This window comes from Cryptosporangium japonicum (assembly GCF_039524755.1).
Classification (GTDB): domain Bacteria; phylum Actinomycetota; class Actinomycetes; order Mycobacteriales; family Cryptosporangiaceae; genus Cryptosporangium; species Cryptosporangium japonicum.
The window spans coordinates 18,656-45,501 of sequence record NZ_BAAAGX010000022.1; the positions used below are offsets into that span (position 1 = coordinate 18,656).

Genomic DNA, 26,846 nt, shown 5'->3' on the forward strand with positions numbered 1-26,846 from the left:
GCGTCGGCGGGAATCGGCACCCGCGGGCCGAACAGCCCGGCGAGCCGGGCCGGGATCCGGTTCCGCCAGTCGTCGCCCAGCTGCGCGGCGTCCGGGGCCGGCGGCGGCGCGGACGTGTCGAGCCCGGGTCTCGGTGGGCGCGATCCCGGCGTTCCTCACCGCGGGCGCCAGCGTTTCCAGAGTGCGGCGGCGGTGGCGCGGACCTTGCCGTCCCAGATCAGCTCCACGTCCGCCGTGATCTGCGGTTCGGTCGCCGACGTGACGACCGCACGCAGTTCGACGGTCTCTTTCAGCGGCGCCGGCCGCAGATATCGCACGTCGAGCCCGGCCGTCACGTACGACAACGGCACTCCCGGCAGCGGTGGCCAGCCCTGCCGCTCCGCTTCGAGCATCACCGCCGCCGCGCTGTGGCAGTCGAGCACCGTCGAAATGATTCCGCCGTTGAGGAACCCGAGGCCGTTGTCGTGTTCGGGCCAGGGCGTGAACTGCGCGGTGACGTACCCGTCGGCCGGGTAACTGCGCAGCTTGAGGCCCTTCTCGTTCCCGTGGCCGCAGCCGAAGCACGGCAGGTCGGGATAGAGGCGTTCCTGGATGCTCACGGTCATGGAGGACGACGGTAATTGAATTGTCGGGGGTTATCCCCGCTGCCTACCGTTGTTTCCGTTCTTCCCTATCCCGGAAAGGAGCCCCGGTGGACGTGCTCGTTCTGAACGCCGATCTCGGCCCGCTGCACCGGGTCAGTTTCCGGCACGCCGTGCGGATGCTGGTCCGCCGGGTCGCCGAGGTGCACGAAGCGCACCCGGGGCGTCTGGTGGGTAGCTACCCCGCGCCGCGGGTGGTACGGCTGGTCACCTACGTGGTGACGCGGTGGCGGCACAGCCGCGGCCCGGGCTGGTCGCGCCCGGGGGTGCTGGTGCGTGACGATCGGTGCTGCGCCTACTGCGGACGCCCGGCGTCCACGGTCGACCACGTCCTGCCGCGGTCGCGCGGTGGCGCCAACAGCTGGTCGAACACGGTCGCGGCCTGCGGAGCGTGCAACCACCGCAAGGGCGACCGCACCCCGGCCGAGGCCCGGATGCCGCTGCGGTTCGCCCCGGCCGCGCCCACCTGGGCCGCGTTGGGCATCTGACGGGCCCCCGGAGGGGTGGGGCTCTACGCTCGAAACGTGACGCGCGCCCCCGGTGACCTGCTCGTGCACCTGCGCCGGGCCCGCGATCACGCCGACCGGCACTACCGCGAGCCCCTCGACCTCGAGGGGCTCGCGGCGGTGGCCGGCCTGAGCAAGTACCACTTCGCGCGGATGTTCGCCGCGACGTACGGCATCACCCCGGCCGCGTACGTCTCCCGCCGTCGCGTGGAGCGTGCGCAGGACCTGCTGCGCGCCACGAACCTCACCGTCACCGAGGTGTGCACCGCGGTCGGCTTCGCCAGCCTCGGGTCGTTCTCCAGCCGGTTCCGGGAGATCGTGGGGGAGACACCGAGCGAGTTCCAGCGCCGCTGGGCGGCCACCGGCGCGCCCCGCATCCCGGGGTGCTTCGTCTTCATGTGGGGACTGGCCGAGACCTCCGCAAGCCAGGAGAAGCGCGCGGGCACCGACGGCTCCTAGCTTGGTCCCATGATCACCAACATCGCCATCACCAGCGTATTCGTGAAGGATGTCGACGCGTCCAAGGCCTTCTACATCGACGTGCTGGGCTTCGTGGAGAACGCCGACATCACGCTCGCCGACGGCTCCTACCGGTGGTGCACGGTGAGCCACCCGAGCCAGCCCGAGCTCGCCGTCCACCTCACCGAGCCCGGCCCGCCGCACTCACCCGACATGGTCGCGGCGATCAACCGCGCGCTCGACGAGGGCGGCATGCACGGCCTCGGTCTGAACGTCGACGACTGCCGCAAGACCTACGAGGACCTGCGCGCGAAGGGCGTCGAGTTCATCCAGGAACCCGAGGAGCGCCCCTACGGCATCGAGGCGGTCGCCCGCGACAACTCCGGCAATTGGATGGTGCTCGTCGAGCACAAAGCGTTCAGCCCGGCCGACTTCGGGTAACTTTCCTTTCCGTGCGTAACCTCGTCGTAGTCATGGGTGTCACCGGCTGTGGTAAGAGCACGGTCGGGAAGCTTCTGTCGGAACGGTTGGGCGTCGACTTCGCCGAGGGTGACGACCTGCATCCCCAGGCCAACATCGACAAGATGACCGCCGGTCACCCGTTGACCGACGAGGACCGGTGGCCCTGGCTGGCCAAGATCGCCGACTGGCTGGGGGATCACGCCGCCGACGGCGGCGTGATCCCGTGCTCGTCGCTGAAGCGCAGCTACCGGGACCGGTTGCGGCAGGGCGCTCCGGACGTCTGGTTCCTCCACGTCGACGTCGATCGGGAGACGATCGTCAAGCGGGTGTCCGAGCGAAAAGGCCACTTCATGCCGGCGACGCTCGTCGACTCGCAGTTCGCCACGCTGCAGCCGTTGGAGCCGGACGAGGCCGGCGCGCCGATCGACGGCACGCAGACGCCCGAAGAGATCGTGGACGACGCGCTGCGCCGCTTGAATGGATGACATGGAGCTCGACGGGGTTTCGCTCACCAACCTCGACCAGCCGCTCTTCGACGGCGCCGACGCGACCAAGCGTGACCTGGTCGAGTACGTCGACGCCCTGCACGAGCGGATGATCACGCACCTGCAGAACCGGCCGCTCTCGGTGATCCGGGTGCGGCCGGGCCAGCAGCCGTTCATGCAGAAGAACGTCCCGAAGTACACGCCGGAGTGGGTGCCGACGGTGGCGCACTGGGCCGAGTCGTCCCACCGGCAGATCTCGTACGCGCTGGCCAACGACCGCAGGACGCTGCTCTGGCTGGCCAACCAGCGGGCGATCGAGTACCACCCGGCGCTGGTGCGTGCGGGGCACTGGACCACCCCGACGCACCTGATCATGGACATCGACCCGCCGGAGGGCCGCCCGTTCTCCGTCGCCGCGGCGGCCGCGCTGCTGGTGCGTCGGGCGTTGGTGGACCTGGGCCTGTCCGGTGCGGTGAAGACCAGTGGGGCGAAAGGGCTGCACATCTTCGTCCCGCTCGACGGTTCGTCGGGGCCCGAGGACGTCGCCGCCGCGACCAGGGCGCTGGCGGCCCGGGCCGCGCGGCTCGACCCGGACCTGGCCACGACCGCGTTCATCCGCGAGGACCGCGGTGACAAGGTGTTCCTCGACTCCACCCGGGCCGGTGGCGCGACCGTCGTGTCGGTGTACAGCCCGCGCATCCGGCCCGGTGTCCCGGTGTCGTTCCCGGTGGCGTGGGACGACCTGGAAGCGGTCGTGCCGGGGGACTTCACGCTGCGTACCGCGGTGGCGCAGCTGGGGGAGCGCGACCCGTGGGCGGAGGCGATGCCGGCGCCGTACGCCCTGCCCGCCGACCTGATCGCCGAGGGGCACACGATCCCGATCGCCCGCGTGCAGGCGATGCACGAGGGCAAACGACGCAAGCGTGCCGCCGAGAAGGGCGCTAAGCCAACCGCCTGAGCAGGTCGGCTTCGGCGGTGACGCCCCGAACCAGCTCGTCGAGGAGGACACGCTCGTCCGGGCCGTGCAGGCCGCTCTCGGCGTCCTGGACACCGAACAGCAGCACCTCCGGCGGGTGCGGCACCCGCTGCAGTGCACCCGCGAACGGCACCGACCCGCCGTCGGCGGCGAGGATCGTCGGGCGTGCCCAGGCATCGCTGAGCGCGGCCGTCGCCGCGCGGGCCGCGGGACCGTTCGCGGCCGTGCGCACGCCACCGCTGACGGCCCGGCGGGTGACGGTGACCGGCGCGCCGAACGGGCGCTGCCGCTCCAGGTGCGTCACCAGGGCATCCTGGGCGGCCACCGGGTCCTGACCGGGGGCGAGCCGGACGCTGATCCGGGCCCGGGCGAGCGGCGGGACGACGTTCATCGCGTCCCGGACCGGGGTGGCGTCCAGGCCGACGACGGTGAGCGCCGGCGCGGCGTACAGGCGCCGCGGATCGTCGCTGAGCTGCGGTGCGCGCACGCCGGGGACCACGATCGGCGTGCGGTCGGGCCAGTCCTCGGTGATCAGGCCGGGCACGGCGACCGCGCCCCGCTCGTCCAGCAGGCCGTCGAGCACGCGCACCAGCGCCAGCAACGCGTCGGGGGCGAGGCCACCGAAGCCTCCGCTGTGCACGGGGCGCTCCATCGTGCGCACCTCGACGTCGACCTCGGCCAGGCCACGCAGCGAGAGCCCGAGCGTCGGGACACCCGGGCGGACGTTGCCGGTGTCGGCGATCACCGCGACGTCGGCGTCGAGGAACTCGGCCGGGACGGCGTCGAGCGCGGCGGCGAGCCCGGAGCCGTACTCCTCCTGGCCTTCGACGAGGACCGTCACCCCGACCGGCGGACGGCCCGACCAGGCCCGGATCGCGCCGAGGTGCATCGCGAGGTTGCCCTTGTCGTCGGCGGTGCCGCGCCCGTGCAGCGCATTCTCGCGCCGGGTGGGCTCGAACGGCGGCGAGGTCCACGCCGTGAGGTCGCCCGGCGGCTGGACGTCGTAGTGGGCGTAGAGGAGCACGGTCGGGGCGCCGCGCGGAGGCGGGATCCGGCCGACGACGGTCGGGGGCTGGCCCGGGATCGGCAGCAGCTCGACGTGCGGCACGCCCGATGTCCGCAGCAGGTCGGCGGTGAGTTCCGCGGCGTGGTGCACCGGTTCGGGGGGGAAGCCGGGGAACGCCACCGAGGGGATGGCCACCAGCCGGGCCAGATCGTCGACGAGGTCCATGGCCGTGGGTATTGACGAGGTCGGTCAGTTCATGCCCGTGCTGGGCGTTTTACGGCTTTTATCCCCGGGAATTCCGTGTCCATGACTGCTCACGACCTCGACCTCGAAGCGGTCGACTTCCTGCTCAACCAGCACGCGCAGATCCGGGCCGGGCTGCGTGAAGTGGCCGGCGCGCACGGGCCCGCGAAGGCGGCGGCGTTCGCCGACCTGCGCCGGCTGATCACCGTGCACGAGACCGCGGAGCAGGAGGTGCTGCATCCACGCATGCGTGAACTCGTGCCGGATCCGTCGGACGACGGCCCGGCGGCCACCTCGGCGGAGGCCCGGCTGGACGTGACCGCGCTGCTGGGGCAGGAGCGGCACGGCACCGAGCTGCTGGCCGAGCTCGACCGGCTCGATCCGGCGTCGCCCGAGTTCGACCGCCGGTTCACCCGGCTGGCGGTGGAGATCATCGCGCACGCCGACCACGAGGAGCTGGAGGAGTTCCCGGTGGTGCGCGAGCGGCTGGACCTCGACGAGCGGCGGCGGATGGGGCACGCGCTGCGGGTGGCCGAGGCCGCCGCACCGCGGCATCCGCAGCCCGCCGCCGCGCCGGGCGCGGTCGCCGCGATCGTCGAGCGGGTCCGCGACGCCGTCCGAGGCGCCTTCAGCTCCCACTGAGCTCCCGCGTTAACCGGCGTCGTGCACCACCAGCGCCACCTGGACGCGGTTGGTGAGCTCGAGCTTGGTGAGTATCCGGGTCATGTAGGCCTTCACGGTGGCCGTGCTCATCAGCAGCTCCCGCCCGATCTCGCTGTTCGTGCGGCCCAGCCCGACCAGCGCCGCCACCGCACGCTCGCCGTCGGTGAGGCGCGCGAGCAACCGCTGGGCCTCGTCGCGCCGCGGGTCGCGCTCCGGTTCCGCGGCGAACGCCATCACCCGCCGCACCACGGCCGGCGACAGCATCGGTTCCCCGGCGGCGACCTGCCGGATCGAGCGGGCGATCTGCTCCGGGGGCGTGTGCTTGAGCAGGAACCCGCTCGCGCCCGCACGCATCGCCCGGCGGATGTGCCGATCGGTGTCGAACGTGGTCAGCACGATCACCTCGGGCGGATGACGCCGCGCGCGGAGCTGCTCGGTCGCGGTCAGCCCGTCGATCAGCGGCATCCGGATGTCCATCAGTACGACGTCGGGGTGCAGGCGGTTGACGGCGGGCAGCACGTCGGCGCCGTCACCGACCGCGCCGACGACGGTCAGGTCGTCGAACTGGCCCAGCATCATCTCCAGACCGGCGCGGACCAGCGCGTCGTCGTCCACGATGAGCACCGAGACGGTCACGGCGCACGCTCCGGCACCCACGCGCACAGACGGAACTCGCCCGAGGAGGTGCGGCCGTGCTCGAGCGTGCCGCCGAGAAGCTCCATGCGTTCGCCCAGGCCGATCAACCCACTGCCCGCGCCCGGCAGCGGCGCACCGTTCGCCGCGCCGAACGGGTTCGTGATCTCCACCGCCAGGCCGCCGTTCCGCTCGGCGAGGACCACCCGGACCGGTGCGCCGGGCGCGTGTTTCCGTGCGTTCGTCAGCCCTTCCTGAACCACCCGGTAGACGTGCCGCCCGGCGCCCTCCGCGGCGGCGGTGAACTCCGGCCGTTCGAGCGTCACGGCCGTGCCGGCCTCGCGGGACTGCTCGACGAGCGACGGGACGTCGGCCAGCGTCGGCTGTGGACGGTCGGCCTCGGTGTCGTCGTTGCGGAGCAGGCCGATCACCTCGCGCAGATCCTCCAGGGCCGCGTAGGCCGACTCCCGGATCACCCCGGCGGCCCGTCGTTCCTCCGCGGGTGCGGACCGGCGGACCTCCAGCGCCCCGGCGTGGACGGCCAGCAGCGAGATGCGGTGGGCGAGCACGTCGTGCATCTCGCGGGCGATGCGTTCCCGCTCGGCGTGCCTGGCCTCCTCGACGCGCAGGCGCTGACCCTCCTCGGCCTCCCGGGCCCGGACCCGCCAGGACTCCACCAGCAGCTGCTGCGAGCGCACGAGCTTGCCGCTGGCGACGACGGCGGCGTCGATCGCCACCACCGCGACGATCGCGACCGGGTACTCCGGATCGTGGCTGGCCACGGCCGTGAACGCCCCGATCAGCAGGAACAGGTGCAGGCCGACCACGGCGAGCGTGGTGGGCCAGCGGCGGTGCCGGGCGACCACCGCGAGCACCACCGCGGCCGGCCCCATCGAGAGCGTGGAAACGATCATCAGCGGGACGAGCCCGACCGCGATCGGCACCGTCCAGCGGCGCCGGGCGACCAGCACCGCGGCGACCGCGAGCAGGCCGACGAGCACGTCGAGCACCGGGCGCTCCGGTTGCTCGTCGGCCAGGAAGAACAGGCCGACGACCACCGACAGCACCGCGAGCCCGAGGTCCGACCGCCATCGCATGGGTTCACCGTAGGCGGGAGGTGTGACGCTTCGCCGCGTCCGAGTGGCGAGCTGTGGATAGACCTTGGTCGATGCTCAGCGCTCGTCCGCGGGGCGCGCGTCCCAGCGCCAGCCGTCCTCGCGGTCGGGGTGGCCGGGCAGCGAGCCGCGGCCGGTGGCCCAGAGCAGCGTCGGCCAGGGCTCGTTCTCCGGCGGAGCGTCGGGGAACAACCGGTGCAGGGCGCGTGCGCACAGGTCGGCCGGTGGCTCCCAGGGGCGTTGGAGGCCGCGGGCCAGGTCCTCGCCGTGCACGAGCGTCTCCACCACCCCCATCGCGGCGAACCCCTCCGGGTCGGAGAGCCCGAAGCTGTGGTGGGCGCGCCGGTCGGGCGGAGCGTCACGCACGGAGGTCGCGAGGAAGACCCCGCACACCTCGAGCGCCTGCAGCAGCCCCGCGGTGCCCGCGTTGGCCTGGAGGAACAGGCTGTTGGCCGGACCGCCGTCGCGGGCGGAGTGGTAGTCGAACGGCACCAGGTCGTCCCGGGGCGGGTTCGACGCGGCGACCTGGATCGCGTAGGTGAACAGGTCGTCGACGAGGTGCTCCAGCGTCTCCCAGCAGTTCCAGCGCAGGCTTCCGGCGGGAACGCGCCAGGCGCTGTCGGGTACGTCCGCGAAGGCTCTCCGGAGCAGGTTGACGCCGAGGGACACGTCGTCACCGGTGACGGGTTCCATGGGCGGCACTGTACGTGCTGATCCCCGTTTCGGCGGAGGCCTTTTTCGAACGTCAGGCTGAGCCTGGGGAGCCTCCCCACGGCGACGGCACGGGCGACGGGACACTCGCCCCGTGCTGATCTACGTCACCGCGATCACCGCGAGTCCGGGCCGCATCTGGAACGCGCTGATCGACCCCGCGCGCACGGCCCGGTACTGGGGACACCGCAACGTCTCCAGTTGGACGACGGGTGAGCGCTGGGAACACCGCCGGGTCACCGACGGCGGGGCCGACACGGTGGGTGAGGTGCTGGAGATCGACCCGCCACGGCGCCTGACGCACAGCTGGGCCCGCGCGGGTGAGGAGCACGACCCGGCGCGGGTGTCGCGCGTGACGTTCGATCTCGAGCCGGTGGGGCCCCGGGTGCGGCTCACGCTCACGCACGAGGATCTGCCCACCGACCAGGTCGCCGCCGTGAGCGCCGGGTGGCCGTTCGTGCTGTCGAGTTTGAAGGCCTATCTCGAAACCGGATACCCACATCTCGCTCGGTGAGATGGATAGGGGTTTCGAGCAAATTTATGGTGCGAAATGAGGCGTTGAAATGCGTCGACGTTATTCGACTCCGATTCGCCGCAGTGCGGCGAGTGAATCCCGCCGGTCGCACTCGATACGCGCATAGGCCACGGCCTCGGCCATTCGTTCATTTCCCGAGGTGACCGCACGAAAGAGTTGCCCGTTGCCGCGTGCGGGATCGGGGGAGTCGGGTTCGGCGGTGAGGTGGAACAACCAGGTCATTCGTCCGGACACCGGGCGCATCAACGTCGTCATCAACGCATTTCCGGTGAGCTCGACGATCGCGTCGTGGAACCCGGCCCTGGCCTGGGCCACCCGGTAGGCGTCACCGTCCGTGGCGTCGGCCCTGGTGCGTTCCAGCGCGGCCGCCAGCGGTGCGGTGTCGGCGCCGGCGGCGACCTTGCGTGCCGCGTAGACGGCCGCGCCGACCTCGAGGTAGAGACGCAGGTCGAACAGGTCGTCGGCGGCCGCGACCGACCACGTGGACACCACCGTGCCCCGCCGCGGCAGCGTCCGGACGAACCCGTCCCGCTCGAGCAGCGGCACCGCCTCGCGCAACGGCACCCGCGACACCGCGAGTTCCTCGGCCAGGCGTTGTTCGGCCAGGCGGGAGCCCTGTGTGTACTGGCCTCGGATAATGCCCTCGCGGAGAGTGGCATAGATCTGCCGGGAGAGGGATTCCGGCTTCGACAGCGATCCGGTGGGTTCAACCATCGCATTCCTTGCGAGCATCCGGGCGCATGCTCTCTACTATCCCGGATTCCGAATCAGACGCGACCATCGGATTGGGTACGAGCGACCCCATACCTCGGGGGTAGAGGTATTCGATACCTCGGCGGGACGCTGGTCGGAGGGATAAGGCGCACGCTCGGTGCAGGCCGGATCGACCGACCGCTTTGCCGATCAACGAGGTGCGTGATGGTGCAACAGACCCTGCTTCGAACTGTTTCCGGTGCGACGCCGGGTGCGCAGCCGCCACCGCCGGTGGTGCGCGCGGCCGCCGTGGCCTGGGCGGTGGCCGTCGCCGCCGGGGCCGTCGAGGCCCTGGGTACGGCGGTGGCGTGGGGTCTGGGCGAGGTGCCCGGCCTGACCAGCGGATCACTCGCCGCCGGCCTCGGGGTGCGGTCGGCGGTGTACGCGATCGTGCTGCTCGTCGTCGCGCGGTTCTGGCGGGGGCGGAACTGGGCGCGTCTCACGCTGGCCGTGGGGCTGGGCGTGTTCGGGATGCTGTCGCTCCTGGCGGAGCCGGTCGGCTGGCTGGCCGACGGTCACTCGCTCGTCGACGCGCTCAGCGAGGGCGGGCTGCTGCTCGCGCTGACGATCGCGATCAGGGCCCTGCACGTCGCCGCGGTGCTGGTGGGGCTCACGCTGATGTTCCGCCCGGAGGCTAACCGGTACTTCCGGAACGGTGCGCGAGAGCTTCGCGGGCGTGGGTGACGAACGCCGCCGCCGCGGGGTTCGTGGGCCCGGACGCCCGCCAGGCGAGCGCGAGCTGACCACGCAGTGCCGGCTCGACGATCGTGATCGGACGGACGCCGTCCGGCGGCGGCGTGACGACCGACGCGGGCAGGACGGCGAGCCCGAGCCCGCGAGCGGCCAGGTCGGCGAGGAGGAACGGGTCGCTGGCCTCGAACGCGATGCTCGGCGCGAACCCGGCGGCCGCGCACGCGTCCTCGAGGCGCGAGCGGATGCCGGTGCCGCCCGGCAGGCTGATCAGCGGCTGGTCGCGGAGTTCGGCCAGCGCCACCCGGTCGCGCCCGGCCAGTGGATGGCCGGCCGCGACGGCGCCGACCAGCGGTTCGTCGGTGACGAGCTGGGTGGCGAGCCCCGGCGGGGCGGTGGCCGGGAGGCCGATGATCGCCGCGTCGAGCGTGCCGGCGTGGAGAGCGAGCGTGAGCTCGTCGGAACCGTCCTCGGTCAGCGTGATCTCCACCGCCGGATACCGGCGGTGGAACTCGGCGAGGATGCCCGGCAGCCCCAGCGGACCGCAGGACGTGATCATTCCGAGCGAGACCCGGCCGCGGAGCAGGCCGGTGAGCTCGTCGACGGCGCCCCGGGCCGCGTCCACCGCGGCGAGCGCCGCCCGCGCGTACGGAACGACCGCGGCGCCGACCTCGGTGAGACGAACCGACCGGCCCGAACGGTCGAGGAGCGGATGACCGAGCTCCCGTTCGAGCCGGCGGACCTGCGCGCTCACTCCGGGCTGGGCGACCCGCACCTGCTCGGCGGCCCGGGTGAAACTGCCGGTGTCGACGACCGCGAGGAAGTACACGAGCTGACGAAGTTCCATAACTGATGATTCTAGAACCGAGAAGTAACTGCTCTTTGACGTCTGGCTAGCGGCGCGGCACGGTGGAGACATGACTACCGCTGCCACCCCCGAGGACCTGGCCCGGCTGTTCGTCGAACGGTGCAACGCGAACGACGCCGACGGCATCGCCGCGCTGTACGAACCCGACGCGGTGCTCGGGTACCCGGCCGGATCGACCACCGTCGGGCGGGAGGCGATCCGGGCCCTGTTCGAGAAGGCCGCGCCGATGATGCCGGAGATGAACGTCGAAGAGCCGCTGCCGACGCTGTACTTCGGCGACCTCGCGCTAACCGCCACCCGCCCCGCCGACGGCACCGGCGGCCGCGCCCAGGTGGCCCGCCGCCAGCCCGACGGAACCTGGCTGCGCATCCTCGACCGGCCGGAAGCCTAGGCCTGTCCGGTAAGTCTCGTTCGCAGCGAGGCTTGCAGGACAGGGCCTAGGCCGTACGCTTGGTCAGCGCGTAGACCAGGGTGACGAAGCTGGCCGTGGAGAGCACCGCGCGGACCACGTTCCAGCGCACCCAGGACGTTTCGAACGCGGCGCGGACCGCGGCGACGTCGGTGATGCGTGCCGGGTCGCCCGCGCGGTCGAGCTGGTCGTTGAGCGGCACGTTGATCGCGAACGTGATCAGCAGCGTCGCGACGTAGAGCACGACGGCCACCGCGATCCACAGCGCCACCGCGTGCGTGCCCGCCCGCCACTCGACGACCGCGGCGAGCACGGTGAACAGCAGCGCGCCGCCGAAACTGAACGCGAACCACCCGTTCAGGATCGCGACGTTGATCCGCTGCATGGCGTCGACGAACGTTCTGTCGTCGGCCTGGCGCAAGCCGGGCATGACCGCGATGGCGAACGAGTAGAACAAGCCGGCCGCGAGACCGGACGCCGTCGTCGCGGTGATCAGTGTGACGTTCCTGAGCAACATCGTCTGCCTCCGTGCACCGTGGACCGTGATGGTCTCCAGTGAACGGCCGGCCGGGGGTCGCCGACCATCGCCGCGCAGCTCACGCCCATGCGCGAGCGTCCACGGTGCGCCGGACGCGGTCCCGGCCGCGCTCGGTTGGCTTTCTCGGCGTCAGCCGAAGGCTTTCTGGGCGGCGGCGGAGCCGTCCCGGGCGGCGGCGAGGAAGCCGAAGGTGCCCTGGTCGCGGAACTCGGTGGCCGCGTCGACGGCGGCTTTGAGCGCCGCGAACGCGAAGCTGCCGCCGACCGAGACGCGGCTGACCCCGAGCTCGGCCAGTTCGGCCACGGTGGGCCCGGACGGACGGGCCAGCACGTTGACCGGCCGGTCGACGGACGTCACCACCGCGCGGATGTCCTCGGCGGTGGCCAGCCCGGGCGCGTAGAGCACGTCCGCACCCGCCTCCTGGTAGGCCTGCAACCGGGCGATCGTGTCGGCGAGATCGGTGCGGCCGTACAGGTAGTTCTCGGCCCGGGCGGTGAGCACCAGCCGCACCGGCCCGGCGTGGGCCGCACTCGCCGCGGCGGCGACGCGCTCGGCGGCCAGACCGAGGTCGTAGATCGGGGCGCCGTCGCGCCCGGTGGCGTCCTCGACCGAGAGGCCGGCCAGCCCGGTGCCGACCGCCGCCGTCACCGCCTCGGCCACCCCCTCGGGCGCGTCGGCGAAACCGTTCTCGAAGTCGGCCGCGACCGGCAGCTCGGTGGCCGCGGACAGCGCGGCGGCGTGCGCGAGCGCCTCCTCGCGCGTGACCTCCCCGTCGAGCCGCCCCAGCGTGGCCGCGTGCCCGCTGCTCGTCGTGGCCAGCGCCTTGAACCCCAGCGACGCGAGCAGGACCGCCGACCCGACGTCCCACGGGTTCGGGAACAGCAGCGGACGCTCGCTGCGGTGCAGTTCGAGGAAATGCCGCGCCTTCGCGGCCTGGGTCGTCTGCGTCTGCTCAGTCATGCGAAGAACCTAGCGCCCGGACCGTGTGCGAGGCTTTCCGCGGAACGCTGACCTCGAAGAAGGGTGGTCCGGGAGTGGCCGAGCAGATTCGGGCGGCGCGGCCCGGTGGCGAGAGCGGAATCGACTCCGCCGAGCACCGGGCCTGGCTGGACGCCGAGCGCGACCGTTTGTTCGACTTCGCCGAGCGGTCGAAGCACCCGCTGGGATTCGGGTGGCTCACCGACGACGGCACGCTCGACGCGGACCATCCGCTCGAGCTGTGGATCACCTGCCGCATGACGCACGTGTTCGCGCTGGCGACGCTGCTCGGGCGGCCGGGAGCCGCGGAACTCACCGACCACGGTGTCCGCGCGTTGACCGAGAACTTCCGCGACCGGGAGAACGACGGCTGGTTCGCGTCGATCTCGGCCGACGGACCGGTCGACGACGCCAAGGCCGCCTACCCCCACTCGTTCGTGATCCTCGCCGCCTCGTCCGCGGCGGCCGCGGGCCGGCCCGGCGCCGAGGCCCTGCTCACCGACGCGCTGGCCGTCAACGAACAGTGGTTCTGGCGCGAGGACGACGGCATGGTCGTCGACTCCTGGAACCGGGAGTTCTCGACGCTCGACCCGTACCGCGGCGTCAACGCCAACATGCACACGGTCGAGGCCTACCTCGCCGCCGCCGACGTCACCGGTGACCTGGTGTGGCAGGCGCGGGCCGACCGGATCACCCGGCGCGTGCTGGACTGGGCGTCCGGGAACGAGTGGCGCATTCCCGAGCACTTCGACGAGGCCTGGAACCCGCTGCTCGAGTACCACCGTGACCAGCCGCGCCACCAGTTCCAGCCGTACGGCGCCACGATCGGGCACGGTCTGGAATGGTCCCGGCTCGTGCTCCACCTGGCCACTGCCTCGTCGGCCGACGACCTGCGCGCGGGCGCGGTCTCGTTGTTCGACCGGGCCGTGGCCGACGGGTGGGCCACCGACGGAGCGGACGGGTTCGTCTACACCACGGACTGGTCCGGGCAGCCCGTCGTCCGCGACCGCTTGCACTGGGTGGTGAACGAGGCCACGAACGCCGCCGCCGCGCTGTGGATCGCTACCGGGGAGGCCAGGTACGAGGCGCCGTACCAGCAGTGGTGGGACTACGCCGAGCAGTACCTCATCGACCGGCGGAACGGGTCGTGGCGGCACGAGTTGGACGAGCACAACGCCCCCTCGACGTCGGTGTGGAGCGGAAAACCGGACGCGTACCACGCGGTGCAGGCCACGCTCATTCCGCAGCTGCCGTTGGCGCCGTCAATGGCGACCGCGTTGGCGAGGGGTTGAGCGCGGGGTTCACTTCGGGGCTTCCCAGGCGTCGGGGTCGGGCGACCACGCTGCTCGGCTGAGGGTCCAGGCCGCCGTCTGTTCGTAGACGGCGGCCGCCAGCCAGGCCAGGACGAAGCGCCGGCCGTCGTCGTCGGCGAGGCGGCCGAAGACGTCACGGGTACCCGGGCGGGCGGCGGCTTCCAGTGCGGCGAGCAGATCCGCGCCGGTGTCCCACCGGGCACGGCGCAACACGTGCTGGTCGGACCGGGCCAACGCGTGGACGGCACGCCCCCCGTCGACGGCGCGGTCGAGGTGGCGCCGCAGGAGCTCCAGCGCCGGGTCGACGCGGGCCGGTGGCGGCTCGGTGGTGGTGCCGGTCGGTGGTGGCGCGGCGGCGGAGGTCTCGTCGGGCGGCGGAGCGCTGCGGTTGGCGGTGATCATGCTGGGGTGGAGGCGGTCGTAGCCGAGGTCGGCGTGGCCACCCCAGTCCGCCGGCAGTCGAAGCGCGGGGGACACGGGCTCGTCGGTGACTTGCGTGGTGTGGGGCGCGTGGCTGGTTCGCGAGCCGTCCGGCACCTGCGTCGGGTCTGGGGTCGGGGTGGTGGGGTCGGCCGGGGGTGTGGCGTCGGTCCGGGCTTGGGGTGGGGCCGGGGTGGTGGCGTCGGTCGGGGTCGCAGGGTGAGCTTCGGTCGGGGTCGCAGGGTGAGCTTTGGCCGGGGTCGCAGGGTGAGCTTCGGCCGGGGATGGGGCGGGAGCTAGGGCGAGGGCTTGGACGTGGCCGGGGTGGGCGGGGTCGGGGCGGCCGATCAGGAGGAGGGGGACGCCTGCGGCGGCGGCTAATACGCGCAGGTTGTCGCGGTAGGCCAGGGCCGGGTGGTCGAGGGCCGCTACGAGCGTGACCACGCGGTCGTCGGCGGTCAGTGCCACCACGCCGCCATCACCGGGTGCGATCGGTTCGACCCGGAGGAACAGCAGGTCGTCGCCGGTGGGGCGGTCCTGCACGGGTAGTCGCAGGGCGGCGAAGGCCCGGTCCAGCTGCGACTCGACCGGAGTGTCCCAGAGCGCGGCGAGCGGACCCTCCGTCCAGGAGACCCCGCCGGCTCGCACCGCGCGCACGCCCCGTCCGGCGCCCAGTTGCCGGGACGCACTGGCGGTGGCGCCGGTGACCAGCAGACCGGTCCGGGCGAGCTGCCGGTGACTGAGCGCGCCCTCGCCCACCGGGATCGCGGCGTCCACGGTGGTCGCGGCGCGCTGGGCGTCGCCGGGGTAGATGTCGGCCACCAGCCAGAGGACGCCGTCGCGGTCGGCGGCGTAGGTGGCGGTTCCGGCGTGGCCGGAGCGGGCCAGAACCGGCACCGTGCAGAGTCCGTGGAGCCGCAGGCTGCCCCGGGGCGTGTACTCGCGGCGGGCGGTGCCCAGCAGCGAGGGGACGTCCTCGGCGGGGATCGCCGGGCCACGCAGACGGTGGGCCAGGAGCAGCAGTTCGCGGAGGTCGTCGGCGAGGGTCGCCAGGCGGTACTGCGGTGCGGCGGTGCGGGCGTCGTGCAGGTGCGCGGCCACCTGACGTGCCCCGGCGGCCAGGTGGTGGAGCCCGTGAGCGCGGGCCTCGTGCGCCGCGCGGAGCAGTGCCGCTCGCAGCACGGCACCGCTACCCGTGACACCGGCCGCGAGCACCGCCCCCGCCGCGCTCCACACCCCGTCCACCGCCACGACCTGCGCCGCGTTCAGCGCCCGACCGCTCTCCGCCCGACCGCTCTCCGCCGCATCACGCGCAGCCGCAGCCGCAGCGGGCCGGGCCGACCTGGCAACACCGGCCCGCCCCGCCGCCGGCCGCGCCGGATCAACCCCGCCGTCCCGCTCCGGGCGGGCTGCGGTGGCGCCTTTCTTCGTCGGGTCGGCGGCGCCGGTCGGGACCGGGGCGGGCCCAGCGGCAGCAGCCCCGTCGAGGTCGGCCGGGGCAGCGCCGGTGCCGTCCGGGTCAGCCCCGGCGGCGGGCCGGACCGGACCCGCGGCCGCCGCGTCCGGCCGGGCCGCGACTGCCTCGGCCGTCGGCGGGTCGCTCGCGGCCTCGTCGGCCGCCTCGGCGGTGGGGGCGGCGGCCAGGGTGGCGGCTCGGTGCAGGCAGGCCGGGGCCAGCAGACACGTGCAGCGGGCGTCGTCGGACGTGCGCACGGCACCATCAACCGTGCGGAGCGTCACCACGGTCGAGTCGTCGATCCGCACCGTCCACTCCGGGCCGTCGACGCTGATCTCGTAGGACGCTACCTTCGCCACCGCCCCGTCGAGCCGCTTCCGGAGCCGCCCGGGCAGCGCGTCGACCGCGTCGGCCAGAACCACGCCGTCGACCGGCGGCAACAGCGCGCTCATCGCACGTGCTCCCCGACCCAGCGCGCGAGCTCCAACGGGCTCAGCGCGGCCACCGGCATGCCCGCCGCGACCAGCCGCTGCGCGATCGGCACCGAGTACCGCGGCTTGCCGGCGTCGTCCAGGCTGGCGCAGCCGAGCAACGTGCACCCCGACTCGGCGAGCGCACGCACCTCGGCCAGCAGACCTCCCACGCCGTACCCCTCCTCGAAGTCGCTCACGACCGCGACCAGCGTGCGGCTCGGAACCGTGACCAGCGACCGGGCGTGACGCAGCCCGGCCGCGATGTGCGTGCCGCCGCCGACCCGGACTTCGAGCAGCAGGCCGAGCGGGTCGTCGACCCGGTCGGACAGGTCGATGACCTCGGTGGAGAACGCCACGAAATGCGTGGTCAGCGCGGGCACACCGGCGAGCACCGACGCGGTCAGCGCCGACCACACCACCGAGGCCTCCATCGACCCGGACACGTCGACGACGAGCACCAGACGCCAGTCGACGCTGCGTCGCGCGCGGGTGCGGAACACCGGACGTTCCGGGACGAGCGTGACGCGACCGTCGGCGGAGCGATGCGTGGTCGCGAGGTTGGCGCGGAGCGTCCGCGCCAGGTCGAGCGGGCCGCCCGGGCGGTAGGTGGGCCGCGGCGACGCCAGCCCGGTGAGGGCGGGGCGAATGCGGGTGGCGAGCTGCGCGGTGAGCTCGGCCACCAGCCGGGCCACCAACGGCCGCAGCTGGGCGAGCGTGGCTTCGGGTACCCCGCCGACCAGCGAGAGCACGGTCTGCAGCAGCTCGACCGACGGCCGGGCCGAGGCCGGGTCGAGTTCGAGCGCCGCGTCGGTGCGCCCGGCCTCCACGGCCCGGCCGAGTACCTCCTCGCGGACGCCGGGCCCGAACAGCGCGGCGAGCTCCTCCGACCACTCCCGCACGGTGGGGTAGGACGCGCCCCGGCCGGCGCGGGCGTCGGCGTCGGCCTGGGCGCCTTCGCCGCGACCGGCGCCGTACAGCTCGTCGAGCGCGGCGGCGTACCGCCGGCCCTGCGCGCCCTGAACGCCGGGCCGTCCGAGGATCAACCGCCACCGGTCGACGGTCGCGAGCTCGCCCGCCGGGCGGGCCGGCGCCGCCGTGGCCGGAACCGTGGTGCCGGGCGTGGGAGCGGTGGGCACCGGCAGGCCCAGCCGGAGCAGGGCCTCCCGGGCGGACCGGTCGGCCAGGAGGTGGTGCAGGAGCGCCTGGGGGTCGGCGACGGCACCGACGTCGGCGTGGGGATCGCCGAGCCGGTCGGCGACGGTGGTGAGGAGACGGTCGCGCGCGGCCGGGCTGAGCACCGCGAAGCCGCCACGCAGCGCCGGGAGACGGACCAGGAACTCCTGATCGGCGAACGACTCGACACGGTCGAAAAGACCCTCGAACACCGCGCCGCCGGTCTCCAGCAAGGGGCCGGACGCCGCCAGCAGGCCGGTGAGCCGCCCCTGGAGCGCGCGCCGCCGGCCCGGGTCGGTGGCGCCGTCCAACCAGGACGCCACCCGCCGGCCGAGCCACTCGGGCGGCTCGACGCCGAGCAGCACCTGGGTGGCGCCCGCCGCGGCCGCGATCAGCGGCGCACCGTCGGCGGAGAGCCGCTTCAGCGCGTCGACGAGCCGGAGCCCGAAGTCGTTGCGCTGGGCCAGGGCGGCCAGCGCGTGGGCGTCCGCCACGTCGGTGGAGCCGGCCAGACCGTCGAGCTGCCGGACGGCGGCGGCCTCGATGTCGGCGGCCACCGCGGTGACGTCACCGAGCTGCGGCAGTGCGGCGGCGGGCAACCCGGGAACGTGCCCCAGCCGCATCCGGTCGAGTGCCGCCAGCGCGCTGAGCAGCTCCGGCAGCGTGCCGGCCGCCGGTGCGATCGCGGCGAGCACGGTGAGGTGCTCCGCCGCCGCGCGGACCAGCCCGCATTCGGCCGCGGACGCGAGCAGCGCGACCGCTTCACCCGCGGTGGGACCGCCGGCGTCGACGTGACGGCGCTGACGGAGGCGGAGCGCACCTTCGGCGGCCTGGGCCAGCGTCACGCCCTGGATGCCGGCGACGTCCAGGGCGGCCTCGGTGGAGGGGGTCCAGCCGACCTGCCAGCGGGTGGTGAGGCCGTCGCCGCCGCCGACGCCGGTGACCTCGGTCTCCGACGCGTACGGCACGCGGCAGACGTCGAGGCGCCGCAGGGTCACCTCGCGGCGGCGGTCCAGATCGGAGCGCAGCGGGTCCAGCCGGACGTCGCGGCCGGTCTCGCCGGCGCCCGGGAGGCGGAGCGCGGCGAGGTCGCGTTCGACGGCGGTACGCAGACCGGAGCGGGGAGCGGCGGGCGCGACGCGACCCCGTCGGTCGCCGACCAGGACGTGCTCCATCGCGGTGGCGACGACGCGCCCCCGGCCGAGGAGTTCACCCTGGGCCAGGACGCTCTGCACGGCCTCGACGAGTTCGCCGCGGCCGGGGGCGGGGAGGCCGCGGAGGTCGGCCAGCCCGGCGGCCAGGCGCACGGCTTCCCCGGCCTCGCCCGGGCCGGCGGGGTGCCCGGCGGCCCGGATCCGCGCGGTGATGCCCACCAGGGCGGCGACCGCGGCGTCCCGGATCGCTTCGGCGTCGCCGCCCGCGGTGAGGACGCTCTGTTGCCACTGCGGGTCGCGGATGCCGGCCGGGTAGCCGGAGCGCTCGTCGAGCAGCGCGAACGTGTACGGCACGAGCGACGTGACGATCTCGCTCGTGCGCGACGGGCTCGGGATTCCGGCGGCGGGGAGATCCGTCAGGGCGGGGGCGTGGAAGGCGCCGATCACCGCCGCTATCCGGCCCTCGCGGCCGTCGGCGCGGGCGGACGCCACGGCGTCGGCGACGTTCTGGCGCATGCAGGCTTCGCGCCGGAGGTCGACCGGGTCGATGCCGCCGTCGCGGAGGGCGTCGGTGCGGAGGGCCCAGCCCACCAGCAGGGCGGCGCGGCGCACCGCCTCGGGGGTGGAGCCCGGGGCCCTGGCCTCGACGGCCCGGTCCCACAGGTCGTCGTCGACCCGCCCGGTGTTCCCCGCCCGCAGCGCCTCCGCCATCGACGGCCACGCCCCACCCAGGCCCACACCCACCTCAGCCCCGCCCGGCCCCAGAGCGCCCGGCCCCGGAGCGCCCGGCTCGGCAGCGCCCGGCTCGGCTCCGCGGCGGCTCCAGGCCCGGTCGGACAGCGGCAGGTCGCACGGGATCACCGGGACCCCGTGCTCGGCGGCCCAGCGGATCGCGGCCAACTCCGGGGAGAAGTCAGCGAACGGGTAGAAGGCCAGCGTGCCGTCCGCGCCGTCGCTCCCGGCCAGCGCGACCGGCGCGACCGTCGCCGGATCGGCCAGCCACGGCAGCCACGGGGCGAACTCGGCCGGCAGCTCCACCAGCACGACGTCCGGCCGCGCCGCGTCGAGCAGCGCCGGCACCACCGCGGCCAGCGCCGGCGAGTGGTGCCGCACCCCGATCAGGAACGGCACCTCCCGACCGGCGAGTTCCTCGACGACGACCGCCGGATCGGCCCCGTCAGCCGACGGCATGGCGTAGTTCCCAGAGCTGACGCCACAACCGCGAGCCGTCCTCCGCCCGGCGGCGGACGGCACCGTCCCAGTAGCCGAGCAGCGTGGCGGCGTCGGCCGGGTCGTCCTTCGCGGCCACGCCACGCAGATGGCCCGGCAGGAGCGAGAGCACGTCCCGGTCGCCCGGGAAGTACGCCGCCGCGAGAGCCAGCGACGTCGCCACCGCCACCGCCTCGGCGGTGCTCATCACCGTGGAGGGGCGCTGCACCTCCCAGCCCTCCACCGACTCGCCGGTACGCAGGTCCCGGAAGGCGGTCACCAACGCTTCCAGCACCGCGTCGTCGACGCCGAACGCGGCACCCGACCGCGCGACCGACGTCGTCGCCCGGCTCTTCACCAGCGCGATCTCGTCCGCGAGCGTCGGGATCGGACCGACCGTCTCCACGTTGAATCGCCGTTTGAGCGCGGCCGACATCTCCGAGACGCCCCGGTCGCGGATGTTCGCGGTGGCGATGATCGTGAAACCGGGCGCGGCCGCCGCGGTGGCGTACGGGGTGCCGGTCAGCTCCGGCACCGCGATCCGCCGGTCGGAGAGGATCGAGACCAGCGCGTCCTGCACCTCGGGCAAACACCGGGTGAGCTCCTCCACCCGCCCGACCGCACCGGTTCGCATCGCCGAGAGCACCGGCGAGGGCACCAGCGCGTCCGGCGACGGCCCGGTGGCCAGCAGCAACGCGTAGTTCCAGCCGTACCGGAAGTGGTCCTCGGTGGTGCCTGCCGTGCCCTGGACGACCAGCTCGCTGGTACCGCTCACCGCCGCGGCGAGCAGTTCGGAGAGCATCGACTTCGCGGTGCCCGGCTCGCCGACGAGCAGCAGGCCGCGCTCACCGGCCAGCGTCACGACGCACCGCTCCACCAGCGCCCGGTCACCGACGAACTTCGGGCTGACGACGAGCCGCTCGGCGCCTGCCCGGAGCTCCTGGCCGTCGCTGCCCAGCACGAACGTCACGACCGCGCGGGGCGTGAGCCGCCAGCCCGGCGGCCGGGGGCCGGTGTCGAACCGGGCCAGGAACTCGAGCTCCCCGGCGTACGTGGCCTCGGCCGGGTCGACCTGGCGGGTGGGGACGGTGTCGATGCTCATCGGCGCCTTCCGGTGCGTAGTTCGTCGAAGCGTGGCTCGTCGCCGCGGCGGACCCGTGCCCACGCGGCGGCGAACAGCTCGGGGATCGGCGTCAGCGGCACGAGGGCGCCGCGGTCGGGGTCGCTGTGGAGCGGCAGTTTCCACGTCTCGACCGGTAGCCGCGGCGCCTTCAGGGCCAACCACCCGCCGGGCAGGAACAGCGTGCGGCCGGCCCGCGCCCGCTTGGCTTCGGTGACCAGCGGTGTGGCCGCCAGCTCGGCCCTGGCCTTCTTCAACCGGGCCGGCTTCCATCCGGTCCACCGGGCGACGTTCTTGTCCGTGGGGTCGGGCAGCGCCAGCAGCTGGAGGTAGACGGTGGCCGCGTCCTCACTGAGCGAGAGGACCGACGCGGCCTCGGTGACCAGCTCGGCCGGCGGGACCTGCGGCGCACCGGCCGCCGGATCGACCGCCGCCGCGCCCTCCAGCAGGCGGGGAAGCCAGTCGGACAGCAGGACGCGGAGCGCGCGGATCTCGGCCAGCTCGCTCTCCACCGCCTCGAACGCACGCAGTGCCGGATCGTCCGGCCCGGACAGCATCCCCGGACGCACCCGGACCCGCCGCCCGTCGGCCAGGTCGGGCGTCACGAACGGCCCCAGCTCGACCCGGTCCTCGGTCGGAGTGGTCCGGTCGACCGGTGTCGCGCCGAGGTGGTGGGCCAGCGCCGCCCACTGCTCCTCGTCGAGGTACTGCAGCGCCACCTCGTACTCGGGTTCGCCGAGCCGGGCGCGGTACGTCCGCAGCGCCACCGGGAGCGCTTGCCGGAAGTCGTCGTCGGCCGGCAGGTGATAGGCCAGCCAGGGCAGGTACGACGCCAGCGCCGGGACGATGTCGTCCGGGTCGGGGCCGCGCACGGCCGGTGCGGTGCGGTCGATCTGTCCGGACGCGTCGCGTGGCGTCGGCGCCAGCCAGGGGCAGGACTCCGCCGACCGGATCGCGTTGAGCATCGTCAGCGCACGCGGCCGCCAGGACAGCCTCGCCTGGTGGGCGGCGACGAGCACGGAGTCGGCGATCGGCGCGCGGCGACCCTGCACCCGGAACCAGTCGGCGACCCCGGCGAAGTCCGGGCCGTCGTCGAAGATCCGCCGGGGATCGGTGGGCAGCAGCGCGCCCACCAGCGCCGCGCGGTGCTCGCGGCCGTGCTCCCAGCTGTCGTCGACCACGTCGAGCGCGGCCGGCGGGACGCCGATCTCGGTGGCGGCGTCGCGCACCGGGACGCCGGGTTTGATCAGGCCGTAGAGCAGTAGCAGCGCCTCGGACCGCGCGAGGCCGGCGGCCTGTGACAGCCGGTCGACCAGCTCCGGACGCCACTCGATCGGGCCACGCTCCCGAGCCGTCGCGACGAAGGACCGTACGAGTTCCTCGTCGAAGCCGGCCAGCAGCGGGAACCAGAACGGGTCGGTGAGCCCCGGGATCGTTCCGAACTCGCCGTCGGGCTGGAACTCCAGCAGGTCCAAGGTCCACACCGGAGGGTTGCCGTGCTCCTCGTCGTCGTTGAGGCGCAGGACGAAGCCGTTGCCGACCTTCTGCAGCCGCTGGGGGGACGGTGCGGTGTCGGACGCGCCGTGGATGCGGCGCAGCGCGCTGCCGGGGGCCAGCAGACCGCTGTCGGCGATCAGCTCGGCGAAGTCCAGCAGCGCGTCGCGTTCGGCGCGCGCGACCGACAGCGTGAGCGACCGGTACAGCGGGGAGACCGACCGGTAGAGCGCGGCCGGGAACACCCGCAGGGCGTGGAACCAGTCGTGGTCGCCGTCGAGGCTGCCCGGTGGGGGTTCGACGCCGTCGACCAGGGCGCGGGCCACCGTGGTGAGAAGGCGCGTGGCTTCGCCGCCGCGGTCGTAGCACCGCGGGATCAGCAGCGTCAGCCCGTCCATGAGGGGCCCGTCCGGGGGCCCGGCCAGGCGTTCCGGTGCGACCGGGGCCGCGGTCGGGGCCGCGACCGCCGCGAGGCCCGCGCTCATCTCGGCCAGCAGCGCGGCCCGCTCGGCGGCCTTGGCGACGACGCCGACCAGCCCGGCGATCAACTCCGGATGGGTGACCTCCGGCAACACCGCGGCCACCGCCGCCGGAAGCGCCGCCCCGTCGGCCCCCGCCGCACCATCCTCACCCCCCACCGCGCCCGCGCCCGAAGCGACCGCGCCCGAAGCGCCCGCGCCGGTAGCGACCGCGCCGGTAGCGACCGCGCCGGTAGCGCCCGCGCCGGTAGCGACGGCGCCCGAAGCGACGGCGCTGGTAGCGACGGCGCCCGAAGCGACGGCGCTGGTAGCGATCCCCGGGGCGACCGCACTCATGGCCACCGCGCGGCGCGCGGCGACCGTTGCGGCGGCGTCCTCGGCGGCAGCGGCCGCGGCGTGGTCACGGGACGCGGCCGCGAGCAGCGTCGCGGCCTGCTCGTCGGTGACCGCACGCAGCGCCGCCGACCCGGCGGGATCACGCGGACGCAGGTGGTACCAGCCGCCGGCCCGCGGCACCAGCGGAGTACCGGCGGCGAACGTGTCGCGCCGCGCGCCGATGCCCACCCGCGACACCACGAACCCGTCCTCGCTGACGATCGTCAGCGTGTTCTCCCGCCACTGTTCCCGCTGGACGAGGCCGTAGACCGCGTCGGAACCCGGGAACCGGATCGCGTTGACCAGCGTGCCCTCGTCGCCTGCGGGCAGCCGGACCGTGCGCCCGTCGATACCGGTGCCGACCGACGCACCGTCGGCCGCGGTGCGCAGCCGCCAGCCGACCAGCCCGTCCGCCTGCCCGAACGGCGAGGCGCCCGGGAACGGCCGCAGCACGCTCCTCGCCACCTCGATCCGCTCGCCGTCGACCGCGCCGGCCTCGAAGAACGCCGGCATCGACGCGCGGCCACGCTCACCGGTGGCCGGGTCGTACTCGACGAGCGTTTCGTCATCGACGGCCCAGTAGGACACGCCGTCGCTGAAGACCCGGTCGTACCGGTGCTGGGACCGGTCACCGGCGCGCAACGGCCGGCCGCCGCTGGTGCGGCCCCCATCGGGCAGCGGCAGCGACTGATCGTGCTGGTACCAGGCCTCGAACGGCAGCCCGGTCAGCACGTCCGACGGGGTGCCGCTCCAGTACGCCGAGCGGTTCGGCCCGGTGTCCCAGGAGACCAGCAACTGGCCGTCGACGTAGCGGAACGCCGTCAGCCACAGGTAGCTGCGCTCGTCGGCCGGGATGCGCAGGTGGTGTTCGAGCACCACACCGGAACCGTCGAGCACCGCGGCCTGCAGACCGTGCCGCAGGACCAGGTGCGGCCACTGGACGACCTGCACGACCTGGTGCTCCTCGTCGTCGGAGCGCGGTGCCGGCACCGAGGAGGCGACGTACTCCTCCAGCGCGGGCCACCCGTACTCGTCGACGAGGCCCGACCGGAGCGTGCGGCCGAGCACCGGCGCCAGATCGTGCGCCCGGATGCGTTCGGCGGCGGCCGGGTTGAGCGCGAGCAGCCGGGCGTCCACCACCTTGTCGAGCCGCTGGAGCTGAGCCTCCAGCGTCGGCAGGCCCTGGTGCACGATCTGCTCGGCGAGATCGTCGAGGAAGTGGGCGACCGCGACGCGCAGCCCCGCCGCGGCGAGCACCTTCTCGACCCGCGCCGGGGAGGGCCGCCGGGGCAGCGCGCTCTCCACGGCCTGGACCAGCGAGGGCAGGAACCGCGGGTCGGCGGCGAACGCGGCGAGGTCGCGGCGACCGTCCCGGTCGTCCTCGAGCCACTGGTCGACGTTGACCTGGAACCCGTCGCTCGGGTCGGCCACCGGCAGGCCCAGCGCCAGCGCCGTGTCGTAGAGGTCCAGATCGGACTGCCAGTCGAGCTCGATGCGCAGCGCGACTCCGTCGGCCGCCAGCCGCGGCGCGGCCCGCTCCAGCAGCGCGTAGAGCGCGGCGGAGCGCCGGGACGCCCGCCAGTAGCGCGAATCGCGGTGCTTGGCGGCGCGCTCGAACCAGCCGGCGACGCCGTCGGTGGGCTCGGCGGCCGGATCGACGGTGCCGGCCGGTTCGGTCAGCGCCTCGGTGGCGCCGGCCGCCGCCAGCGTCTCCAGCCACTCCGTCATGCCCATGTGCTCGGGGAAGAACGTGAGGAGCCGGCCGCGGACCGCCGGCTCGTCGGCCGCGAGCCGCACCAGCGCCGCGCGGTAGGCCTTCCAGAACGGCTCCGGAGCCTTCTGCAGCGTCGGCGCCGAGAGGAGTTCACGCAGCACGTCGGCGTCGGCCTCGGCCTGGTCGATACCGGCGGCCTTCGCGAGGCGACGCAGATCGGCGGCCATGCCGGCGTACGGGGCCAGGCCACCGAGCGTGCGCTCCACGCACAGACGCCGGAACCGCGAGTAGGCCTCGGCCGGCTCGCTGCGTACCGCCAGTGCCCGCGCGTGCGTCGTGAGCGCTTTGACGGTGAGCGCGCCGGCCAGCGCGAACTCCAGGAACACGGCGTGTTCGCGCTCGTCGTCGACGGCCAGCGCGTACGTCTGCTCGGCCTCCCTGGCCTTGCCGAACATCATCGCGCCGTAGCTCGGGCTGTCGGCCGCGATGAACGCCCGCCCGGCCTCCTCGTAGTACGTCGGCAGGAAGTGCGGAACGGCGGCACCGAGACGGCGCCCCAGTTCGTCGAAGCCTTCCTTCGCCGGGCCGACGCGTGACTTCGCGATGCGCGCGAGCCGCTCGATCTCCTTCACCAGCGCGAGCGCGTGGTGCCCGTTGGCGGGGTCGTTGACCAGCGCCCAGGCCGGGAAGCCGAGCGCCTGGCGCGCGACCGTGCCCACCTCGGCCGAGCGCAGCGGCGCGGAGAACCCGAGGAACTCCATCGAGAGGTCTTCGGCCTCGGCCAGGGTGGCCGGCACGAGCCGGACGACGGTGCGCCCGTCGAGCACCGGGTGCTGGTACGAACGGGCGAGTTGGACGTCGACGCTCACGCCGCCTCCTCCTTCTCCACGACGCGGCCGGCGTACAGGGCGGCGGCCATCCGGTGGCCTTCGGACCAGGCGACCGGGCCGACCTCGCCGAGCGGCAGCGCGACCCCGTCGGGCCGGGTGAAGATCAGGTCGCCGGTTTCGGTCTCGTAGTAGGGATCGTCGGCGCCGACCCACGAGCGCGCCTCGACCACCGCGTCGTTCTCGAACACACGGCAGACCGCGAAACCGCCGCGGACCCGGAAACCGGCCTGCGCGGCCCTGGCCGTGAGGTGACGCAGCTCCGCGTAGCGGCCGCCGGCGTAGGCGGAGATGCGGGTGGCCGCCGGATCGAGCTCGGCCGGGCGGGCCCAGACCTCACGGAACAGCTGGTCGATCGATTGGGTGAACTCGAGATCGGCCGCGAACTCGCGCAGGTCGTCGATGTCGTCGAGCAGGACCGGGTGGGGGATGAGCAACTGGTCGGCGTCGAGGCGGACGGTGTCGCCGTCGAGGTCGACGATGCCGACGCCCTTCTCGCTCGCGTCGCGCAGGAAGCCCACCTGGGCTCCGTCGGGCGTGGTGACGACGAGGTTGCGTGCGGCGGCCGCCCAGACGTCGTCGGCCCAGACCTCGGCCAGCAGCGCGGCGGGAACCGGGAGCGAGCGGACCATCCACCGCTCGACGTCGGCCCGGCACTGGGTTTCGTGCCGTTTCAGCCACTCGGTGAGCTGCCGGAGACCGACCGTGACCGGATCCTCCCGGACCGCTTTCGGCACCGAACGCAGCGTCTTGCCCGCCGCGTTCCGGCACACGAGCGTGTCGCCGTCGAGCGTCACCTCGTACCCGCCCGAGACCGCTAACCAGCCCATCCAGTCACCCCTCCACTCGGAATGCGCTGGAGGCTAGCGACGCGGTCCGACAGTTCTTGCGGCGAGGGCGACAACATC

The 26,846-nt window shown here is 73.9% G+C and carries 24 protein-coding genes; 10 read left to right on the forward strand and 14 right to left on the reverse strand.

Translation table 11 applies throughout. The annotated features are described in order from the left end of the window. Positions 1–155 precede the first annotated feature (155 nt). The gene (locus ABD437_RS27465) at positions 156–605 is read right to left on the reverse strand and encodes a PaaI family thioesterase (RefSeq protein WP_344651830.1); all 450 of its coding nucleotides are present in this window, start codon (positions 603–605) and stop codon (positions 156–158) included. Between the two features lie 86 nt (positions 606–691). Between ABD437_RS27465 and ABD437_RS27470 the strand changes: the two genes are divergently transcribed. From ABD437_RS27470 to ABD437_RS27490, 5 genes are read left to right on the forward strand one after another with little or no spacing between them, the layout of a single operon-like run. Then, positions 692–1,129, forward strand: coding sequence for an HNH endonuclease (locus ABD437_RS27470; RefSeq protein WP_344651831.1), 438 nt, complete (start codon positions 692–694; stop codon positions 1,127–1,129). 36 nt (positions 1,130–1,165) lie between these two features. After that, entirely contained in the window at positions 1,166–1,606 is a 441-nt protein-coding gene (locus ABD437_RS27475) for a helix-turn-helix domain-containing protein (RefSeq protein ID WP_344651832.1), read from the forward strand. A 9-nt stretch (positions 1,607–1,615) separates the two neighbouring features. Then, positions 1,616–2,047 carry a VOC family protein gene (locus ABD437_RS27480; RefSeq protein WP_344651833.1) on the forward strand — a complete coding sequence of 144 codons (432 nt, stop codon included), beginning with the start codon at positions 1,616–1,618 and terminating at the stop codon, positions 2,045–2,047. A 32-nt stretch (positions 2,048–2,079) separates the two neighbouring features. Further along, on the forward strand, positions 2,080–2,553 hold the full coding sequence (locus ABD437_RS27485; protein WP_344651909.1) for a gluconokinase: 474 nt from the start codon (positions 2,080–2,082) through the stop codon (positions 2,551–2,553). Between the two features lies 1 nt (position 2,554). Next, complete coding sequence (locus ABD437_RS27490; protein ID WP_425558260.1) at positions 2,555–3,511, forward strand: DNA polymerase domain-containing protein; 957 nt, start codon at positions 2,555–2,557, stop codon at positions 3,509–3,511. Here ABD437_RS27490 and ABD437_RS27495 read toward each other — a convergent pair. Then, positions 3,495–4,760 (reverse strand): M20/M25/M40 family metallo-hydrolase, encoded by a 1,266-nt coding sequence (locus ABD437_RS27495; RefSeq protein WP_344651835.1) that lies wholly within the window; start codon positions 4,758–4,760, stop codon positions 3,495–3,497. The genes ABD437_RS27490 and ABD437_RS27495 overlap by 17 nt on opposite strands. A gap of 81 nt (positions 4,761–4,841) precedes the next feature. Between ABD437_RS27495 and ABD437_RS27500 the strand changes: the two genes are divergently transcribed. Further along, positions 4,842–5,420, forward strand: coding sequence for a hemerythrin domain-containing protein (locus ABD437_RS27500; RefSeq protein WP_344651836.1), 579 nt, complete (start codon positions 4,842–4,844; stop codon positions 5,418–5,420). Between the two features lie 9 nt (positions 5,421–5,429). On the opposite strand, the gene ABD437_RS27505 is transcribed toward ABD437_RS27500, so the two are convergent. The 3 genes from ABD437_RS27505 to ABD437_RS27515 all read right to left on the reverse strand — a co-directional run bounded on the left by ABD437_RS27505 (position 5,430) and on the right by ABD437_RS27515 (position 7,882). Further along, the gene (locus ABD437_RS27505) at positions 5,430–6,077 is read right to left on the reverse strand and encodes a response regulator transcription factor (protein WP_344651837.1); all 648 of its coding nucleotides are present in this window, start codon (positions 6,075–6,077) and stop codon (positions 5,430–5,432) included. After that, positions 6,074–7,171, reverse strand: a complete 1,098-nt coding sequence (locus tag ABD437_RS27510; RefSeq protein WP_344651838.1) for a sensor histidine kinase — start codon at positions 7,169–7,171, stop codon at positions 6,074–6,076. Before ABD437_RS27510 ends, ABD437_RS27505 begins: the two co-directional genes overlap by 4 nt. 75 nt (positions 7,172–7,246) lie before the next feature. After that, on the reverse strand, positions 7,247–7,882 hold the full coding sequence (locus ABD437_RS27515) for a maleylpyruvate isomerase N-terminal domain-containing protein (protein WP_344651839.1): 636 nt from the start codon (positions 7,880–7,882) through the stop codon (positions 7,247–7,249). Between the two features lie 112 nt (positions 7,883–7,994). Between ABD437_RS27515 and ABD437_RS27520 the strand changes: the two genes are divergently transcribed. Next, a complete protein-coding gene (locus ABD437_RS27520; RefSeq protein ID WP_344651840.1) occupies positions 7,995–8,414 on the forward strand; it encodes an SRPBCC family protein in 420 nt (139 codons plus the stop codon). A gap of 60 nt (positions 8,415–8,474) precedes the next feature. Here the strand turns inward: ABD437_RS27520 and ABD437_RS27525 are convergent, their stop codons facing one another. Then, positions 8,475–9,149, reverse strand: a complete 675-nt coding sequence (locus tag ABD437_RS27525) for a GntR family transcriptional regulator (RefSeq protein WP_344651841.1) — start codon at positions 9,147–9,149, stop codon at positions 8,475–8,477. A 204-nt stretch (positions 9,150–9,353) separates the two neighbouring features. Between ABD437_RS27525 and ABD437_RS27530 the strand changes: the two genes are divergently transcribed. Continuing rightward, positions 9,354–9,872 carry a hypothetical protein gene (locus tag ABD437_RS27530; protein WP_344651842.1) on the forward strand — a complete coding sequence of 173 codons (519 nt, stop codon included), beginning with the start codon at positions 9,354–9,356 and terminating at the stop codon, positions 9,870–9,872. On the opposite strand, the gene ABD437_RS27535 is transcribed toward ABD437_RS27530, so the two are convergent. Continuing rightward, positions 9,823–10,725, reverse strand: coding sequence for a LysR family transcriptional regulator (locus ABD437_RS27535; RefSeq protein WP_344651843.1), 903 nt, complete (start codon positions 10,723–10,725; stop codon positions 9,823–9,825). The two genes, ABD437_RS27530 and ABD437_RS27535, sit on opposite strands and share 50 nt — an antisense overlap. A gap of 70 nt (positions 10,726–10,795) precedes the next feature. Here ABD437_RS27535 and ABD437_RS27540 point away from each other — a divergent pair, with 70 nt between their 5' ends. After that, positions 10,796–11,137 carry a YybH family protein gene (locus tag ABD437_RS27540; protein WP_344651844.1) on the forward strand — a complete coding sequence of 114 codons (342 nt, stop codon included), beginning with the start codon at positions 10,796–10,798 and terminating at the stop codon, positions 11,135–11,137. A gap of 46 nt (positions 11,138–11,183) precedes the next feature. Here ABD437_RS27540 and ABD437_RS27545 read toward each other — a convergent pair whose 3' ends face one another. Next, positions 11,184–11,672: an anthrone oxygenase family protein gene (locus ABD437_RS27545; RefSeq protein WP_344651845.1), complete on the reverse strand. Its 489-nt coding sequence runs from the start codon at positions 11,670–11,672 to the stop codon at positions 11,184–11,186. A gap of 150 nt (positions 11,673–11,822) precedes the next feature. Next, positions 11,823–12,653, reverse strand: a complete 831-nt coding sequence (locus ABD437_RS27550) for an isocitrate lyase/PEP mutase family protein (protein ID WP_344651846.1) — start codon at positions 12,651–12,653, stop codon at positions 11,823–11,825. 74 nt (positions 12,654–12,727) lie between these two features. On the opposite strand from ABD437_RS27550, the gene ABD437_RS27555 reads away from it, so the two are divergent. Beyond that, complete coding sequence (locus ABD437_RS27555) at positions 12,728–13,963, forward strand: AGE family epimerase/isomerase (protein WP_344651847.1); 1,236 nt, start codon at positions 12,728–12,730, stop codon at positions 13,961–13,963. A gap of 9 nt (positions 13,964–13,972) precedes the next feature. On the opposite strand, the gene ABD437_RS27560 is transcribed toward ABD437_RS27555, so the two are convergent. From ABD437_RS27560 to ABD437_RS27580, 5 genes are read right to left on the reverse strand one after another with little or no spacing between them, the layout of a single operon-like run. Further along, a complete protein-coding gene (locus ABD437_RS27560) occupies positions 13,973–16,312 on the reverse strand; it encodes a hypothetical protein (protein ID WP_344651848.1) in 2,340 nt (779 codons plus the stop codon). Beyond that, positions 16,309–19,851: a vWA domain-containing protein gene (locus ABD437_RS27565; protein ID WP_344651849.1), complete on the reverse strand. Its 3,543-nt coding sequence runs from the start codon at positions 19,849–19,851 to the stop codon at positions 16,309–16,311. The genes ABD437_RS27560 and ABD437_RS27565 overlap by 4 nt, the downstream gene beginning before the upstream one ends. Continuing rightward, positions 19,838–20,971 (reverse strand): ATP-binding protein, encoded by a 1,134-nt coding sequence (locus tag ABD437_RS27570; RefSeq protein ID WP_344651850.1) that lies wholly within the window; start codon positions 20,969–20,971, stop codon positions 19,838–19,840. The genes ABD437_RS27565 and ABD437_RS27570 overlap by 14 nt, the downstream gene beginning before the upstream one ends. Continuing rightward, complete coding sequence (locus ABD437_RS27575; protein WP_344651851.1) at positions 20,968–25,920, reverse strand: hypothetical protein; 4,953 nt, start codon at positions 25,918–25,920, stop codon at positions 20,968–20,970. The genes ABD437_RS27570 and ABD437_RS27575 overlap by 4 nt, the downstream gene beginning before the upstream one ends. Next, positions 25,917–26,768 (reverse strand): DUF4132 domain-containing protein, encoded by an 852-nt coding sequence (locus tag ABD437_RS27580; protein WP_344651852.1) that lies wholly within the window; start codon positions 26,766–26,768, stop codon positions 25,917–25,919. Before ABD437_RS27580 ends, ABD437_RS27575 begins: the two co-directional genes overlap by 4 nt. Positions 26,769–26,846: the final 78 nt, after the last annotated feature.

Excerpts from the sequence above, each read along its gene's own strand:
- ABD437_RS27465 (WP_344651830.1), bottom strand. The coding sequence starts at position 605 with ATGACCGTGAGCATCCAGGAACGCCTCTATCCCGACCTGCCGTGCTTC.
- ABD437_RS27480 (WP_344651833.1), top strand. The coding sequence starts at position 1,616 with ATGATCACCAACATCGCCATCACCAGCGTATTCGTGAAGGATGTCGAC.
- ABD437_RS27485 (WP_344651909.1), top strand. The coding sequence starts at position 2,080 with ATGGGTGTCACCGGCTGTGGTAAGAGCACGGTCGGGAAGCTTCTGTCG.
- ABD437_RS27490 (WP_425558260.1), top strand. The coding sequence starts at position 2,555 with ATGGAGCTCGACGGGGTTTCGCTCACCAACCTCGACCAGCCGCTCTTC.
- ABD437_RS27495 (WP_344651835.1), bottom strand. The coding sequence starts at position 4,760 with ATGGACCTCGTCGACGATCTGGCCCGGCTGGTGGCCATCCCCTCGGTG.
- ABD437_RS27500 (WP_344651836.1), top strand. The coding sequence starts at position 4,842 with ATGACTGCTCACGACCTCGACCTCGAAGCGGTCGACTTCCTGCTCAAC.
- ABD437_RS27510 (WP_344651838.1), bottom strand. The coding sequence starts at position 7,171 with ATGCGATGGCGGTCGGACCTCGGGCTCGCGGTGCTGTCGGTGGTCGTC.
- ABD437_RS27515 (WP_344651839.1), bottom strand. The coding sequence starts at position 7,882 with ATGGAACCCGTCACCGGTGACGACGTGTCCCTCGGCGTCAACCTGCTC.
- ABD437_RS27525 (WP_344651841.1), bottom strand. The coding sequence starts at position 9,149 with ATGGTTGAACCCACCGGATCGCTGTCGAAGCCGGAATCCCTCTCCCGG.
- ABD437_RS27530 (WP_344651842.1), top strand. The coding sequence starts at position 9,354 with ATGGTGCAACAGACCCTGCTTCGAACTGTTTCCGGTGCGACGCCGGGT.
- ABD437_RS27535 (WP_344651843.1), bottom strand. The coding sequence starts at position 10,725 with ATGGAACTTCGTCAGCTCGTGTACTTCCTCGCGGTCGTCGACACCGGC.
- ABD437_RS27540 (WP_344651844.1), top strand. The coding sequence starts at position 10,796 with ATGACTACCGCTGCCACCCCCGAGGACCTGGCCCGGCTGTTCGTCGAA.
- ABD437_RS27545 (WP_344651845.1), bottom strand. The coding sequence starts at position 11,672 with ATGTTGCTCAGGAACGTCACACTGATCACCGCGACGACGGCGTCCGGT.
- ABD437_RS27550 (WP_344651846.1), bottom strand. The coding sequence starts at position 12,653 with ATGACTGAGCAGACGCAGACGACCCAGGCCGCGAAGGCGCGGCATTTC.
- ABD437_RS27560 (WP_344651848.1), bottom strand. The coding sequence starts at position 16,312 with ATGAGCGCGCTGTTGCCGCCGGTCGACGGCGTGGTTCTGGCCGACGCG.
- ABD437_RS27565 (WP_344651849.1), bottom strand. The coding sequence starts at position 19,851 with ATGCCGTCGGCTGACGGGGCCGATCCGGCGGTCGTCGTCGAGGAACTC.
- ABD437_RS27570 (WP_344651850.1), bottom strand. The coding sequence starts at position 20,971 with ATGAGCATCGACACCGTCCCCACCCGCCAGGTCGACCCGGCCGAGGCC.
- ABD437_RS27580 (WP_344651852.1), bottom strand. The coding sequence starts at position 26,768 with ATGGGCTGGTTAGCGGTCTCGGGCGGGTACGAGGTGACGCTCGACGGC.